This window comes from Leptospira kobayashii (genome assembly GCF_003114835.2).
In the GTDB taxonomy this organism is placed as follows: Bacteria; Spirochaetota; Leptospiria; order Leptospirales; family Leptospiraceae; genus Leptospira_A; species Leptospira_A kobayashii.
This window is the reverse complement of the sequence record NZ_AP025028.1, coordinates 944,750-959,890: the sequence shown is the minus strand read 5'-3', so window position 1 is coordinate 959,890 and position 15,141 is coordinate 944,750. Positions and strand designations below refer to the sequence as shown.

Below are 15,141 nucleotides of genomic sequence, written 5' to 3'. Positions count from 1 at the left end.
TATTATTAGTAAACTTAGAATGTAAAAAAGTTCCGGAGTATGCTTTTGTGCCTGCTGCATTAAAGCTGCTCATTCCTATTTCTCCGAAAGTAAACTCTGCTGCCGACCTTGCAAGTGAATCAGCTGAAAACTATTCAGAAAATAAATACGGACTCATCACCGCCGCAACCTTGGAAAAGTACAGATCCGATTGGGCGAACTCCAAACCGCCGGGAGTCACTGGCAGCTTGATTATATTTCAAATACAGACAAATTCATCCGTTGTATCCAATAGTTACGCGGTTCCGAACGGAAAAGATGTATTTACTTACGTTCTAAACAACCCAAGTAGCTTTTTCGGCCAATCAAGAAGCAATGGAATTATAGAAACCGAATCGATCTTGCCTGAAGGAAAAACAATAGATTCGTTTTTTGGAACATTCGGACTCGACTTACGCCAGGATTTGGTTGTATTCTCCGCCGACACTGCAACGGATGACAACTTATTACAAGCGTTACGTGGTTGGTTCGCCCTTCGTTATTGGGGTGTAGATAAAAACCATCTTGCAGTTTTGAACGGTGCGGTAAAATACCACGCAACTGCGGGAACACTTACGACATTTACCGTAACATCTGGGCCTCAATTCGGTCGTACTGCTTCCGCAAAAAATATATTTACGGACAATACAATTTTACATGCAACCATAGGAGATATCATTCATATTCTGAAAAACGGTGTAACAACTTTTGAAAAGGTAACTCCTATTCCTACGGGAGGAGTATTTTTTTGGGATGCAAGGACCGTGAGTGAATACAATGGAACCGCAAGTAGCACGGTTGCAAGTGCATCATTAAGCTGTGTGAATAAATTGACTACCCCGATTACATCGAATACTTGTTATACGAACCACGAAGGACGCATTTCAGGGGCCAAAAATGTTCCTTCTTCTTCTCTTATCAACTCAAGCACATCCGAATTCAAAACAAAGGCGGAAATCAAAGCACTTCTGGCTGGTGCCGGTTATGCTCAAGGCAAAACCGTAATTACATACGGGCAAACAGGCGTGAAAGCAGCAGCAGCATTCTTTGCTTCGAATTCCATTGCAGGTTACCCGACTAGAAATTATGAAGGATCATGGGTAGAATGGGGGGCGTTGGGAAACCGCAAACCAAGTACAGATCCTGCCGATCTAAATCCGGTCACTAACGCAGCCTATCCTGCACCAAATGCATTGGATACGGGATCTCCTTGGAGAACTGATTATGTTTTTCTTACGGAAAGTTTGCAGATTAATCCGGCGTTTTCCGTACCGAATTATAACTTAACAACAACCAAACAGTTTTCTACTTCTTCCTCCGCACTCATAGAAGCGGACAAAAAGTATTTATTGCCAGGAGGAAGCAGTAGTAGCGGCGGTGCTAGTGCCGGCGGAAGTGCATCCGGTGGTGGCGGAAACGCCTGCGGAGGATAAGCGGGTAATCTCATCTGTTAGATTTTATACAAACTTTGACAAAGATAAATTTTCAAAGTTTGTATAAATCATTTGTTTAAATCGCAAATAAAAATAGATTAACTTCTTTTATCGAATTTTCTTCTTAACCGATCGCCCGTCAATTGGATGAGTTGCACCAGTAATATAAGAACAGCTACTGTGAAAAACATAACATCATCTTCATAGCGATAATAACCGAACCGGATCGCCAAATCTCCTATCCCGCCTCCTCCTACAATTCCGGCCATTGCGGAATAGCTAAGCAAACTAATGGTCGTTAACGTAATACCGGAAATAATTCCAGGCAAAGCCTCTGGAAAAAGTACAATCCTAACGATTAACATTAAACTCGCTCCTGTTGAAACGGATGCTTCCAAAATTCCTTCCGGAATTTCCCGAAGAGAAGATTCCACTAATCTCGCGAGAAAGGGAATGGCTGCCACAGACAAGGAAACGGATGCAGCAACCGGTCCGATCGTTGTACCCGTCAAAAACAAAGTAAGTGGCAATAAAGATACTAGCAATATCACATAAGGAATCGACCGGATCAAATTTGCCAAGGTGCCGAAGAAAATATAAATAAATCTATTTTTAATGAACAAATCCTTATCAGACAAGAAAATCAAAAAACCCAAAGGAATTCCAATGAATAATGCAATCGAGAGAGAGATGGATAACATTAAAAAAGTCTGTCCGAATGCGGAATACAATTCCGGTAAAAGTTCAGAGAAACGGCTTAGAATCATAAAGTCACCTCTTCTATCTCAGCACCCAATCGGCTAAATGTATCTTTTGCCGACAAAACATCTTCCTTTTTGCCCATGACTTCGATATAAAATACTCCGATCGGTCTGCCGGAGATATACTCAATATTACTCATCAAAATATTCAAATCCACATTCACTTGCCGGATGACATTCGTTAGTATTGGATCATTTGCAATAGATCCTTTAAAAAGAACGGAAAATATCACACCTTTTGTTTTAGCATAAACTTCGGGAGGCAGTTTGGGAAAAAGAATACTTCCTGTCATTTTTTTTGTGATTGCCACTTTCGGATCAGCAAATAAAGAATAGGTGGAGCCGAGCTCGGCGACTTTTCCGTTTTCCATAACTACAACGGAATCACAGATGTCTCTCACGACTTCCATCTCATGAGTAACAATCAAAATGGTGACGCCCAGATCCCTATTGATTCTTTTTAGAAGTGATAAAATGGAAGCCGTCGTCTCAGGATCCAATGCAGAAGTAGGTTCGTCACATAAAACAAGACTGGGATGATTTGCAAGTGCCCTTGCGATTCCCACTCTTTGTTTTTGACCTCCGCTCAATTCATTCGGGTAAGAATTTCTTTTTTCAGGAATACCTACCAGTTCCAAGAGTTCCAAAACCCTTGATTGTATCTTATCTTTTTGCCAACCTGCGGCTTTTAAGGGAAGTGCGATGTTATCATAAACAGTGGAATTGGAAAGCAGATGAAACTGTTGAAAAACCATTCCTACATTCGACCGAAGATTACGAAGCTCTTTGCCTTTTAGTTTTGTAATCTCCTTACCTTGAAAATAAATGGAACCACTGTCAGGTGATTCCAAAAGATTGATAAACCTCATCAAAGTGGATTTTCCCGCGCCTGTTTGACCGATGATGCCGAAGATCTGGCCCGCAGGTATAAAAAAACTAACATCACTTACACCGGAGAATTTTTCTTCTCCGAGTTGGAAGTTTTTCGTTACATTTCTAAATTCGATTAAATTGATTTGCAAATCGGCCAAATGAAACCTAAATTATTTTCCAAACCAATCCGGTTTTTGAAAACCTTGAAAGTCGCGATTGATTACTTCTGCAAATTCCTTGGAACGAACGGCTTCTTCAATATCTTTCGTAAACTGAGAATTTTTATCCTCATCCCGAATGACGATTATATTTTTATGTTCTTCCGCCAATGTTTCCAACTTTACCGCTTTGGTTAGATCCAAGCCGGAAGCGATCGCAAAATTACCGTTAATCGCCGTAAAGTCGGTGCTCTCCAAAGAACGCGGAAGTTGGGCCGCTTCCAAGGGCAAAAACTGGATTTCTTTTTTATTTTCTATGATGTCTTTAAGCGATGCTTTGGCAGGATCGGCATTCGGATTCACTTTGATAAAACCCAACTCCTGAAATAATTTAAGAGCGCGTAACAAATTGGTAGGATCGTTAGGGAGAGCAATCGATGCTTTGTTTCCAAGAAGATTCGGATCTTTGGTTTTGCCCGCAAAAACAGACATCGGAGCAGTCGGAATATTTATAACAGAAGTTAATTGAAGATCCTTGTCTTTGGAGAATTTCGTAAGATACGGCTGGTGTTGAAATAAATTGGCATCAATGTCCTTATTTGCCAAAGCCAAATTCGGTTGGATATAATCGCTAAAAGAAACAATTTCGATGGTATAACCTTTTTTAGAAAGAGAAGGTAACACTGCCTTTTTCAATAAATCACCGTAAGGACCGGGACAGATCCCGATCTTTAGATTTTTTCGATCCGCACCGAGAGGAGTGGAATTTGATTTTCCACAGGCCACCGAAATAAAAACCAAAAGCCCGATCATAACCGGGAAAGAAAGTTTGGAAATAAAATGTATCATCTGAATCGTCCTTCTTCGTTCCAAGATTTTTAGGGATGGTTTTTTTTAGATAGCAGAAAAATATACAGCTTAGAAGATAAACTGTCTTATATCGCGAACATGATGTCTGCCAAACCAGTGTCCATAATTGCCTTCCTTCTTTGTTTTTCTCTGAGCTGCGGAGAAGAAAAATTTTTGGCAACACATTGGAAAGATCCGATTCCCGAACAAGGCCCTAGTCCCGGTCATTTTTCCAAATTGGAATCCCAACTGGATCCCGGTTCTTGTGGTACCTGTCACAAGGAACAATTTCAAAAATGGGGACAAAGCCTTCATGCCCGAACCATCAGTCCTGGTGTTCTTTGGCAATTGCCGGGGCTTGGCAAAGAACAGGCCGATGCTTGCTTTCGGTGCCACAGCCCTTTAACAGAAACAAGGCGATATTTGGCTGTCAATGAAGGCTGGGAATCCGATTTTCCAAAAGAATGGGCAACTTACCTTCCCAAGGGTACGGAAAAGCAAGGCCTAATATGTGCTAATTGCCATGTAAGAAATCACAACCGCTTCGGTCCTCCTTCCAAAACAAATTCCGCCGCCTCAAAGACATCACCTCACAATGGTTTTACTGCCAAAGAAGAATTCGAATCCTCAGAATTTTGCAAAAACTGCCATGAAACCCCCGAATCAGGTAAAATGATCAACGGAAAACGAATGATGGAAACTTTTTCCGAATGGAAAACCTCCAAGTTCGCAAAAGAAGGAACGAATTGTCAAAATTGTCATATGCCTGACCGCAACCATGAATGGAAAGGAATTCATGATAAGGAAATGGTACAAAACGCTTTGGATGTAAAATTGGAAGTCTCCGAAAAAGATAATTCAATTTTCGTAAAAGGAACGTTAACTTCAAAGAATATCGGTCATAAATTTCCCAGTTATGCGGTTCCGAAAATTTATATTCGTTTGGTTTTGGACTCACGGCCAAAGTTCAAAGAACCGATCATTTTAAGGGAAGAAATCATCGGAAGATTTGTAGATATATATATCGAAAAGGAAAGTTTTGATACAAGACTTTCTCCTGGAGAATCTTTTCAGATAGAGGGGAAACTTGCAAAAAGTCAAATCCCTCCGGGATCTACCATCAAACTGGAAATAGACGTAAGTCCCGGAGAAATGTACAAGCGTATGTTTCAGCATAATTTGGAAAATAAAGAGACCTTATTCATTTCACCGAACGCCATCCCGATACTGGAACAGGCATTAAGTGAAAAGAAAAAATCGGATTATCGTCTCTTTACTTTGAGCCGAGAAGTGCTTGGTTCACTTCGGCAATGATATCATCGATATGCTCAAGACCTACTGAAATTCGGATTAGTCCCGGCAAGATACCTACTGCAACTCTTTCCTCTTCCTTTAGCTTTGCATGTGTCGTTGATGCGGGATGAGTTGCCGTTGTTCTGGAATCTCCGAGATTTGCCGTTAAAGAAAACCATTTCAAAGCATCCAAAAACTTACGTCCACGACCCAAACCACCCTTCACTACAAACGTAACCACACCGCCGCCTAACTTCATTTGTTTTTTAGCCAGCTCGTATTGAGGGTGAGATTTCAAAAAAGGATATTTAACAAGTTCAATTTCAGAGTGTTTTTCCAAATACTCTGCAAGTTTGGTAGCGTTTTCGGAATGTCTTTCCATGCGAATGGCAAGAGTTTCCAAACTTTTGGAAATGATCCATGAATTCATAGGAGAAAGAGATGGTCCTGTGGCACGTGCTATAAATCGAATTTCTTTCATTAGGTCTTTACGACCTAAAACCGCACCTGCAATCACTCTTCCTTGTCCGTCCAGGAATTTTGTTCCGGAATGAACTACCAAGTCGGCACCCCATTCGGAAGGTCTTTGGATATAAGGAGTACAAAAACAATTGTCTACAATTAGAATCAGATTCCTTTTCTTACAAAATTCCCCAATCCATTTCAAATCAATAATGTCCAAGGCGGGATTGGAAGGAGTTTCAATGAATACGATCTTTGTATTCGGTTTTACTCCTTTTTCCCATTCCTCCACCTTACCGATGTCAGCATAAGTATGATCGATATTGAATCTCGGAAAGATTTGAGTCAATACTTGGTGAGTGGATCCGAATACGGATCTGGATGCCAAAACATGATCTCCTGTTTTCAAGAGAGCGAACATAGAAATAAAGACTGCTGCCATTCCGGAAGCGGTTGCAATCCCATCTTCTGTTTTTTCCAAACGGCAAAGTTTTTCAACTAACTCGTTGTTATTTGGATTTGAAAATCGGGTATATATATTGCCTTGGATTTCATCCGCAAATAGAGCACGTGCTTGCTCAGCATCATCGAAAATAAAGCTCGATGTCATAAAAAGAGGAGTGGAATGTTCGCGTTGAGCGGTTCTTTCGGTTTGGATGCGGACTGCATCAGATTCAAAATTTTCAAACATGGTATACTGCAAGGTTCGGCAATCTTAGTTTGAGCTCACTTTTTTTTTTGAATTTTATCTGCTATATCTTCGAATTTAGTCTACTATAGCGGATTTTCTCAAAAAAAACGACGTCTCCGCTGAATGAAACGACTGTTATTTCGAAATTCCCTTGTTCTGCGGGGACCAATCCTATAAAAAATCTTCCTTTTATCTATATGAGAGTTCGTAACCGGCGGCCTATTCGTTTTCGTAAAATTGCATCTTCAGTAGTGAAAGAACCGCTTCAAAACCAAAGGGCGTTTATGTTTCTAATTCCCGAATATCTTTTCCGTCATTTTCAGTTTCTAAAAAAGAATCGAACCTGTTCTCAAGTTTTATTCGAATTACTGAATCGATACTACAAATCGGTTTTCTCAGGAGGTCTATGGTTCAATGAACGAACTTCCAAACAATATCAGGAAGTAGGATTGGATTTGATGGGCTGGGGGGAGAAGGTGGAGGAAGCGGGGTGGGTTAGATCTCTGACCTCCCCTCCCCCTCCTCTACCACTCCCAATTCCCAAAATACAAACTTAAAATGACTTACTTATACTAAAAATCTGCCCAGGCTTCAGCTCTTTACTTCCTCAACTCAAACTCGCAAATGCCTTCCTTACCAGCGTTAGTCGAACTGTATCCTGTAATTTTAACATCCAAAAACTGTCCGTCCGTTAAATATTGATAGTCTTCTTGATTTTTCAGTTTTCCTTTCAGATAATTTCCCGTAACAAGTATTCCATCGTTTTCCAAGATAGCTTCTTCTACGGATCCGATGCGAGACTCCGCATATTTTTTATGCAAGTCGGCACTGAGACTCATCAAATCCAAGACTCTTCTTTTTTTTATATCACCCGTAATAGGATCTCCCCAAGTTTCAGCTGCCGTTCCTTTTCGAACGGAATAAGGAAAAGCATGAATCTTTGCAAAACCCAAATCAACTAACATATCTTTAGTGATTTCGAACTCCTTTTCTCCTTCTCCGGGAAAGCCTACAATGACGTCAGTTCCCAGAAAAATATCGGGAAGTTTTGATCTTACCGCCTCCACTCTTTTACGAAAAGATTCAGGGTGATAAGTTCTGCGCATTGCTTTTAAAACATCGCGACTTCCGCTTTGCAAAGGAACATGCAGGAATTTGGAAAAACGAGGATGGGTTAACAGATCGGCCAAATCGGTTCCCACATCAGGGGGTTCGATAGAAGATAGGCGAAGTCTTGAATACTCAAGAATTTTCAGGATACTTTCCAAAAGATGGATAAATCCTTTTTCTCCGTTTTCAAGCCTATACCATCCCAGATTAACGCCGGTTAATTGAATTTCTCCGACCCCATGATCTTGCAGAAACCGCACCTGGTCCAATACATCTTCGAATTTCCGACTAACACCCAAACCGCGGGCGGAAGGAATTTTACAATAAGAACATTTGCGGTTGCAACCGTCTTGGACTTTTAAATAAGCCCTGGTATGTCCTTCCGGTAAAACATCCGAATAGGAAAAACGATCCAAAGCCTTTGGCGAGCTCTCTACACCGTCCCCTTTCCAATCTTCTAAAATTCGATAAGGCAGTGCGCTTTTTTCGGTGTTTCCATAAACACCCGTTACACCAGGAATCGCAAGGATCGCTTCCTTGTCGGTTTCCGCATAACAGCCTGTTACAAAAATTTTCGCTCCGGGATTGGAACGGATTGCATTTCGAATGATACTTCTGTTTTTAACGTCCGCTTTGTTCGTTACAGTGCATGTATTAACAACTATATAATTTGCGGATTCATTTGTGTCCGCCAAGCTAAACCCTTTATCTTTTAAAACGGAATAAAGCCCGTCCGTCTCAAAAAAATTGAGACGGCAACCCAATGTATGAAATTTGATCTTCACGAATTAGTGATGGAGTGAATGCGTTTATGATTTTCTTTTACGGAACTGTCATTGGAATCTATATTCTCCGCTTTTTGAATGCATTCTTTCGCTTCTTCCAAATATCCGACTGCATCCTTCTTTTTTCCCAATTTCAAATTTTGACGATATAACGCTTCCTGAACCAAAGCCAGGTTATTCCAAATCGATACGGACTTTTCATTCAAAGAAGACGCCCAACGAAGGCTCATATCCGCTTTATCATAATTTTTTAATAAATAATAAATCTTTCCCTCTAGTTCCAAAAAACGCACATCATTTGCATTACCGGATTTTGCCTTTTCAATTTGAGAAAGCGCAACTTTACCGGCACCTTTTTCCGATAAGGCGAGAGAATAAAAATATCGTATTTCCGCGTTTGTAGGAAACAAAGGAACGAACTTTTCCGACAACTCGATCACGGCCTTCCATTTTTTATACTTAGCCAAAATCCCTAATGTATCTGCTGCCAAATTTTCATCGTCCGGTTTTCTTTTGCGGGCTTCCTGAATGGAACCGTATGCATTTTCGAAATCATTCAACTTATCGTAATTATAAGCTAGGAGCGCATAACTTTCGAAAGTTGCCTTACCTTCCGATTGAAGTCCTTTGAGTAATTCTATGGATTTGGAATAATTTCTTAATTTGTATTCTTCAACTGCTTGAAAATAAGAAGAACCTGCAGGGCTTTGCGAAAATACCAAACTAAATGGAGCCAATGCAATCACAAAGGCGAGAAATTGAGTTTTCATGTTGAATCCGAATGAACGCTGATGGAATTTAAATTCACCTGATCAATCCTAGAATGATAGGGTTCGATCGGGTCTATGTATAGAAAAACGCTCCCCGCGTGGGAAAGCAAGTAATGTTCAATATGTTCTTCGCTCGTGATTTCAAGTTCATCTACATACATGGTAGGCAAATCCGCCTCTCCCAAATGCATATGAAATTCTTTTCCAGGTAGAAAATCAGACACGTTTAAGTAGCCCGATCCGAAATACAAACCCGATTGAAAATAATATTTATAATGAACCTTGGCTTCGGGAAGAATCAGATTGGGTCTTATGATCCCAATCTGAATTCTTTCGATGGTTCCGAGCGTTCTCACCTTTCTCAACTGAAACCATACTTTTCTGATAAAAAAATAAGAAAAGAGGAATAGTAGAGGGATGAGAATCGCCATTTACACTAAGGCCAAATCCTTCTGTTCTTCACTGGAAGAAGAGTCATCGTCCTTTTTTACAGGCTCTTTAAAATCTTCCCAAGGAGTTTCGCTAAACTGAAGTTTCGCATCTACGGAATCTACAAAGATTTTCGTAGGGTTATCATAAACGCCTTTCAAAGACTGAACTGCCATGTAATCTTCCAATTCGCGTTGGAACACTCTGCGAAGCGGTCTTGCACCGTAGTTTTGGTCGTAACCGATATTGGCAAAATGTTCTTTCGCGGTTTGTGAAAGTTCAACGAATACTTTCTTCTCAGTAAGTCGTTTGTTGAAGTCTTTCAACATGATATCCACAATCTGAACGATCTCTTCTTTTTTCAAAGGCTCAAAGTAAACAACTTCATCCACGCGATTCAAGAACTCGGGATTGAAATGTTTTTTCAACTGTTCCCGAGCTTGGTCTGCTTTGTATTGCTCTCTTTCATCTTGGAAATCTTCGAAACCGAGACGACCACCCTTGGAAATCTCTTTCGCCGCGATATTCGAAGTCATAATGATGATCGTATCACGGAAGTTAACTTTTCTTCCTTTGGTATCGGTCAAATTTCCTTCTTCCATGATTTGCAATAGAATATTGAACAAGTCATGGTGGGCCTTTTCGATCTCATCCAAAAGCACCAAGCTATAAGGTTTACGTCTTACGAATTCGGTCAATTGACCGCCGTCATCATAACCCACATATCCCGGAGGAGCACCGATCAAGCGTGATACCGCGTGCGGTTCCATATATTCGGACATATCGATTCGAAGCATCGCATCTCCGGAACCGAACAGTTGTTCCGCGAGAGCTTTTGCAAGCTCGGTTTTACCGACACCGGTAGGTCCTAGGAAAATGAACGATCCTGTAGGACGTTTTTCACTTTTAAGACCTGTGCGGGAACGGCGAACCGCGCGAGCCACTTTGTCGATGGCGTCTTTTTGACCGACGATTCTATCTTTGAGAGAATCTTCCAAGTTAAGAAGTTTGTTGTTCTCGCTTTGTTCCATTTTTTTCAAAGGAATTCCGGTCCACAAACTAACAACGGATAATATATCTTCTTCTTCAATGGAAACGGCATAACCTTCCATGCGTTCTTGCCATTGTTTGGTTTTGTCTTCCAAAGCCTGTTTTTTACGGTTCACATCATCGCGAACTGCTGCAGCTTTTTCATACTCCTGACCACGAACCAAATCCTCTTTTTTCAAAGAAAGAGCTTTGATTTCTTCTTCGATATCTTTGATTTCGGCAGGTCTCTGGCAATTGGCAAGACGAGCTTTCGCTCCCGCTTCATCAATGATATCGATCGCCTTGTCCGGGAGAAAACGATCATTGATATAACGGTGAGACAATTTTACGGCTTGCTCGAGAGCTTTTGCCGTATAACGCACCTTATGGTGAGCTTCGTATGCTTTTTTGAGTCCGTCCAAAATCAAAATCGCGTCGTCAACGGAAGGTTCCGCCACTTTCACCATTTGAAATCTTCTTTCCAGAGCGGAATCTTTTTCGATGTATTTGCGATATTCGTTGCTTGTAGTCGCACCGATACATTGTAGCTCCCCGCGAGCGAGAGCAGGCTTCAAAATATTAGCAGCATCTACGGCGCCTTCTGCGGCACCTGCACCGATCAAAGTATGCAATTCGTCGATAAAGATAATGATGTTCTGAGATGTAACGATCTCTTTCATTATCTTTTTCAATCTCTCTTCGAATTCGCCCCGGTATTTCGTTCCGGCAATGAGACTAGCAAGATCAAGAGAAAGCACTCTTTTCTCAAAAAGCAGATCAGGCACTAGTTTTTCCACAACCGCTTGTGCAAGTCCTTCTACGATTGCGGTTTTACCCACACCGGACTCGCCGACTAACACCGGATTGTTTTTCGTTTTGCGCGATAAAATCTGGATCACTCGTTCGATTTCTTTGGATCTTCCGATGACCGGATCCAATTTTTTCTCACGTGCAAGCTGAGTTAAATCGCGAGCAAACTCATCCAAGATAGGGGTTTTACTTTTTTCCTGTCTTGGTGCCGATTGAGTTGTTTGTTGCCCGGTTTGGCTTGTGCTTGTTCCTGCGCCCACCGCACTTGCGGGAGGTGCGCCAAGTAGACGCAAAATTTCGGATTTGATTACATTATAGTTCACGCTAAAGGAAGAAAGTGAACCGCCCGCAATATTGTTGTTATCTCGAAGCAATGCAAGTAGGATATGTTCCGTTCCTACGTAATTATGTTTTAATCTCTTGGCTTCTTCCTTAGAGATTTCTATCATTTTCTGATATTTATCTTGGCCTTGTGTGACATCGAGTAGTAGCGCGCCCGTGTTTTCACGAGTACGTTTTTCGACTTCCTTTCTGAGCTCATTTAGATTTATATTAAGATTCGTTAGAATCTTGATCGCAACCGAATCTTCTTCTCGCAATAGTCCGAGTAGTATATGTTCGGGACCGATAAAATCGGATCCTAAGCGTTTAGCTTCGTCCTGCGCGATTTCGTTGATGACTCGTTTTGCTCTTTTTGTGAATTCCAACATGCCGCACCTTACCTCTTATTACTTAGACGAACGTCTTTGTTCCCATCTTTACCGTACCGACTTAAGCGAACCCCAGTAAACCAAGAATTTTATGAAACCGTAGTTTTTGGATCGGATTTGCATTTTTGCAGGAAAACTGCACTTGAACCTCAGAATCCTCTCCTTCCCTACCCTTTTTATCATCGGTAACCAGCCTAAATTCTATACCAAATCCTAAAATAGGAGATAGATAGGCTTCCAGCTCACTATAAAGGGACATAGGCATTTTCCATTGCAAGCTCAAACGATCCCCTCTTCCCGCATTGGTCGGGCAGGAATTCAGAAAACCGGTCTTTGGTGACCAGGCCCAAAGTCCTTTCCGGAACAAAATCTCTCTGACTTTTTTTTTGGAATCCTTTATTTTTTTTAAAAAGGCATCCGGAAAGTAGGAATTTCCTCCTTTTCCAGCCCGGATGTTTCCTTTTTCCCAAACAAAAATCCATTCCCAGCGGAGATGATCTTCTTCTTTCCAATAAAAACGGTATGGGTGATCCGTGGAAACAAAGGAACCTGATGTTTTCAAATCCAGGGGAATTTCTTTTTCCCGTAACAAGGAAATGATCTTATCTTCTGCGGGAGTATAATAAGGGAAAAATCCATCCCGCAAACACCTCGTTAGACGAATACGGAAGGTAACATCTTTGAAAAAGGAATGATTCGGATAAGGAAGTTTGCGTATCTCCTCCGGGAAGGAAATCTCATGAATCTGCGGTTGGAACCTGGTCCGGTTTCCCGGCAAAAAACAGGAGATGCAAGACGGGCATCCGAACTTTCCGGTTTTTAAAAAAACCGGTTCGGAAAGACCACATCTGACGCAATATATGGCCAAAGGCTCATCCGTTAATCGGTGTTAGCTTTCCGGAGACGATTCGATTTCTTTTATGAGCCATGGAAGCGAGCTCCATATCATGAGTCACAAGAATCAGAGAAAAACGAAATTCGTTTTGCAAACTTTTAATCAGATCCATCAAATGCCTGGAATTGTCCCGATCCAAATTTCCCGTCGGCTCATCCGCAAGGATAAGTTGTTTTTTACCTACAAGAGCACGTGCTACACCTACTCTTGCACTCTCTCCGCCGGATAGCTGCGAAGGAAAACTTTCCGTTCTTTCTCCCAGGCCCACTAATTTCAACATCTCTTTGGCCTGGGATTTTGCCTGGTTCAGATTTACCTTGGAAATAAGAAGTGGCATCATTACATTTTCCAAAGCGGTAAAATCGGGGAGAAGCAGATGTTGTTGGAATATAAAGGAAATCTTTTCCGCTCGGAAATTCTCTCTTTGTTTTTCACTTAAGTTTTTCAAAGAGACTCCGCAAACTTCCACCTCACCTCCGTCAAACGAATCCATTGCACCTAGAATATTCAAGAGTGTGGATTTACCGACACCGGAAGCACCTTCCACGGAAGCAATTTCACCCGCTCTGACTTCAAAATCCATCCCGGAAAGGATTTGATATTTTTGATCCACAACTTGGTAGAATTTTTCCAAACCACGGACGGATATAGTTACAGAATTTTCAGAATTAGTCATTTCGAATTGTATCCACAGGATTTAAATTTGCAGCCCAGCGTGCAGGGAAGTATCCAGCTAACCCGGACAAGATGGTTGAAGCCGTTGTTACCATAAAAATAAAGGAAATATCGATATCCACCGGGATATGATCGAAATAATAAATATCTTTCGGAACCAGTTCCACATGATTCCAGTCCCCCGGATTCAATGTACTACCTACAGAATTGATGATTTCTGAGAGACCGCTGATGATCACTTCCAGTTTTGTTGCGACGAATATTCCCCACATTCCTCCGACCAGGGAAGAAAGAATCCCGACTACCATGGCATTGAGTGTGAAAATCAGAAGTATATCGTTGGAAGCGAGCCCGAGTGCTTTCAAAGTTCCTATGGATTTTCTTTTAGCACGCACGAGAGAGTGAACCGTAGCTACCATTCCAAGCGCTGCAAGTACTATGAATAAAAATACAATGATGGAGATGATTGTTTTTTCCAAACGAAGTGCCGCTAGAAAATTTTCCTGTTCTTCCGCAATGGTTCTGACCGACCAGGAAGCTTTTTCCTGAATGGAAGGATCCCAATTGTCTTCGTTCAAGCGGTTTAATATCCTAACTTTTGTTTGTTTCAGATCGTCCAGTGAACTTACCTTAATTGCTATTTGATTCACTGCATCTTTCATTTTGAAAAAATCCTGAGCAACAGGCAAAGACAGAAATACGAATTTGGAATCGTAATTATAATAACCCGTTTTAAAAAGTCCTGTTAGTCGGAAAGTCTGAACGTTCACCTGAACCCCCCTCTCCACAGTAAACCTTCCTCCCGGAACTGCCATAGTGATTTCACGTCCCATCCCGTATCCGAAAATGGCGCTCATCTCTTTTCCGATCACTACCAGTTTTTTCGAATTGATATTCTGAATTTCATCACGGTTGTAATGCAGAATCCTAGGGAAATTGGGAAGGCCGTTCTGAAGCAGCCTTTCCACCGAATCAATCGGCACGGCACGTATCATAATTGGGTTAAAGTTATTATTGCTTTGGATGAGTCCGTGGCTTGTGATATTTCCTTCCACGGAAATAATGAAATCCTTGAGTTTCGGATCACTCTGCAAATGGGAAATTACTTTCTCGTAGTCGTAGATTGCGCCTGAACCGAACGAATTTTCGATCGTGATGTGCGGACCGCCCTGCCAGAGCGATTCTTTCACCTGTTTTTGGAATCCGTTGAAAATGGAGAGTACGACAACAAGCAAAGAAACCCCCACCGCCATGACGATAAAGGAAAGCCTGGACTTGATGGATAAAAATCCTAAAACGCGAGACCCGCGAATGTATCTGGTAGTAATTAATGTGACGATTCCCATGCAAACCTAATCTTTTTGACAGCTTTCTCCGTTGGAGGGATACT

13 protein-coding genes are annotated in these 15,141 nt (G+C 41.5%); 2 read left to right on the top strand and 11 right to left on the bottom strand.

All coding sequences use genetic code 11. The features are described 5' to 3' along the window. The first annotated feature begins 47 nt into the window (after positions 1 to 47). Entirely contained in the window at positions 48 to 1,451 is a 1,404-nt protein-coding gene (locus tag DI077_RS04240) for a sulfurtransferase (RefSeq protein ID WP_167837155.1), read from the top strand. A gap of 98 nt (positions 1,452 to 1,549) precedes the next feature. On the opposite strand, the gene DI077_RS04235 is transcribed toward DI077_RS04240, so the two are convergent. Genes DI077_RS04235 through DI077_RS04225 form a run of 3 tightly spaced genes read right to left on the bottom strand, consistent with a single transcriptional unit; the run spans position 1,550 to position 4,092 of the window. After that, positions 1,550 to 2,218 carry a methionine ABC transporter permease gene (locus DI077_RS04235; RefSeq protein ID WP_109020646.1) on the bottom strand — a complete coding sequence of 223 codons (669 nt, stop codon included), beginning with the start codon at positions 2,216 to 2,218 and terminating at the stop codon, positions 1,550 to 1,552. After that, positions 2,215 to 3,234, bottom strand: coding sequence for a methionine ABC transporter ATP-binding protein (locus DI077_RS04230; protein ID WP_242935351.1), 1,020 nt, complete (start codon positions 3,232 to 3,234; stop codon positions 2,215 to 2,217). Before DI077_RS04230 ends, DI077_RS04235 begins: the two co-directional genes overlap by 4 nt. A 21-nt stretch (positions 3,235 to 3,255) precedes the next feature. After that, positions 3,256 to 4,092: a MetQ/NlpA family ABC transporter substrate-binding protein gene (locus DI077_RS04225; RefSeq protein WP_109020648.1), complete on the bottom strand. Its 837-nt coding sequence runs from the start codon at positions 4,090 to 4,092 to the stop codon at positions 3,256 to 3,258. A gap of 174 nt (positions 4,093 to 4,266) precedes the next feature. On the opposite strand from DI077_RS04225, the gene DI077_RS04220 reads away from it, so the two are divergent. Then, positions 4,267 to 5,406: a multiheme c-type cytochrome gene (locus DI077_RS04220; RefSeq protein ID WP_167837156.1), complete on the top strand. Its 1,140-nt coding sequence runs from the start codon at positions 4,267 to 4,269 to the stop codon at positions 5,404 to 5,406. Here the strand turns inward: DI077_RS04220 and DI077_RS04215 are convergent. The 8 genes from DI077_RS04215 to DI077_RS04180 all read right to left on the bottom strand — a co-directional run bounded on the left by DI077_RS04215 (position 5,366) and on the right by DI077_RS04180 (position 15,097). Beyond that, positions 5,366 to 6,538, bottom strand: coding sequence for a trans-sulfuration enzyme family protein (locus DI077_RS04215; RefSeq protein ID WP_109020650.1), 1,173 nt, complete (start codon positions 6,536 to 6,538; stop codon positions 5,366 to 5,368). The two genes, DI077_RS04220 and DI077_RS04215, sit on opposite strands and share 41 nt — an antisense overlap. A 599-nt stretch (positions 6,539 to 7,137) precedes the next feature. Next, on the bottom strand, positions 7,138 to 8,433 hold the full coding sequence (gene mtaB / locus DI077_RS04210) for a tRNA (N(6)-L-threonylcarbamoyladenosine(37)-C(2))-methylthiotransferase MtaB (RefSeq protein ID WP_109020652.1): 1,296 nt from the start codon (positions 8,431 to 8,433) through the stop codon (positions 7,138 to 7,140). Next, complete coding sequence (locus tag DI077_RS04205) at positions 8,430 to 9,203, bottom strand: tetratricopeptide repeat protein (protein WP_109020653.1); 774 nt, start codon at positions 9,201 to 9,203, stop codon at positions 8,430 to 8,432. Before DI077_RS04205 ends, mtaB begins: the two co-directional genes overlap by 4 nt. After that, positions 9,200 to 9,634, bottom strand: coding sequence for a hypothetical protein (locus DI077_RS04200; protein WP_109020654.1), 435 nt, complete (start codon positions 9,632 to 9,634; stop codon positions 9,200 to 9,202). The genes DI077_RS04205 and DI077_RS04200 overlap by 4 nt, the downstream gene beginning before the upstream one ends. Beyond that, positions 9,635 to 12,181 carry an ATP-dependent Clp protease ATP-binding subunit gene (locus DI077_RS04195; RefSeq protein WP_109020655.1) on the bottom strand — a complete coding sequence of 849 codons (2,547 nt, stop codon included), beginning with the start codon at positions 12,179 to 12,181 and terminating at the stop codon, positions 9,635 to 9,637. A gap of 61 nt (positions 12,182 to 12,242) precedes the next feature. Continuing rightward, positions 12,243 to 13,049, bottom strand: a complete 807-nt coding sequence (locus tag DI077_RS04190; protein WP_109020656.1) for an ATP--guanido phosphotransferase — start codon at positions 13,047 to 13,049, stop codon at positions 12,243 to 12,245. A 4-nt stretch (positions 13,050 to 13,053) separates the two neighbouring features. After that, complete coding sequence (locus DI077_RS04185; protein ID WP_109020657.1) at positions 13,054 to 13,752, bottom strand: ABC transporter ATP-binding protein; 699 nt, start codon at positions 13,750 to 13,752, stop codon at positions 13,054 to 13,056. Beyond that, positions 13,745 to 15,097 carry an ABC transporter permease gene (locus tag DI077_RS04180; RefSeq protein WP_167837157.1) on the bottom strand — a complete coding sequence of 451 codons (1,353 nt, stop codon included), beginning with the start codon at positions 15,095 to 15,097 and terminating at the stop codon, positions 13,745 to 13,747. The genes DI077_RS04185 and DI077_RS04180 overlap by 8 nt, the downstream gene beginning before the upstream one ends. Positions 15,098 to 15,141: the final 44 nt, after the last annotated feature.

Coding starts and splice junctions, on each gene's coding strand:
- DI077_RS04235 (WP_109020646.1), bottom strand. CDS start 2,218: ATGATTCTAAGCCGTTTCTCTGAACTTTTACCGGAATTGTATTCCGCA.
- DI077_RS04225 (WP_109020648.1), bottom strand. CDS start 4,092: ATGATACATTTTATTTCCAAACTTTCTTTCCCGGTTATGATCGGGCTT.
- DI077_RS04215 (WP_109020650.1), bottom strand. CDS start 6,538: ATGTTTGAAAATTTTGAATCTGATGCAGTCCGCATCCAAACCGAAAGA.
- DI077_RS04205 (WP_109020653.1), bottom strand. CDS start 9,203: ATGAAAACTCAATTTCTCGCCTTTGTGATTGCATTGGCTCCATTTAGT.
- DI077_RS04200 (WP_109020654.1), bottom strand. CDS start 9,634: ATGGCGATTCTCATCCCTCTACTATTCCTCTTTTCTTATTTTTTTATC.
- DI077_RS04195 (WP_109020655.1), bottom strand. CDS start 12,181: ATGTTGGAATTCACAAAAAGAGCAAAACGAGTCATCAACGAAATCGCG.
- DI077_RS04185 (WP_109020657.1), bottom strand. CDS start 13,752: ATGACTAATTCTGAAAATTCTGTAACTATATCCGTCCGTGGTTTGGAA.
- DI077_RS04180 (WP_167837157.1), bottom strand. CDS start 15,097: ATGGGAATCGTCACATTAATTACTACCAGATACATTCGCGGGTCTCGC.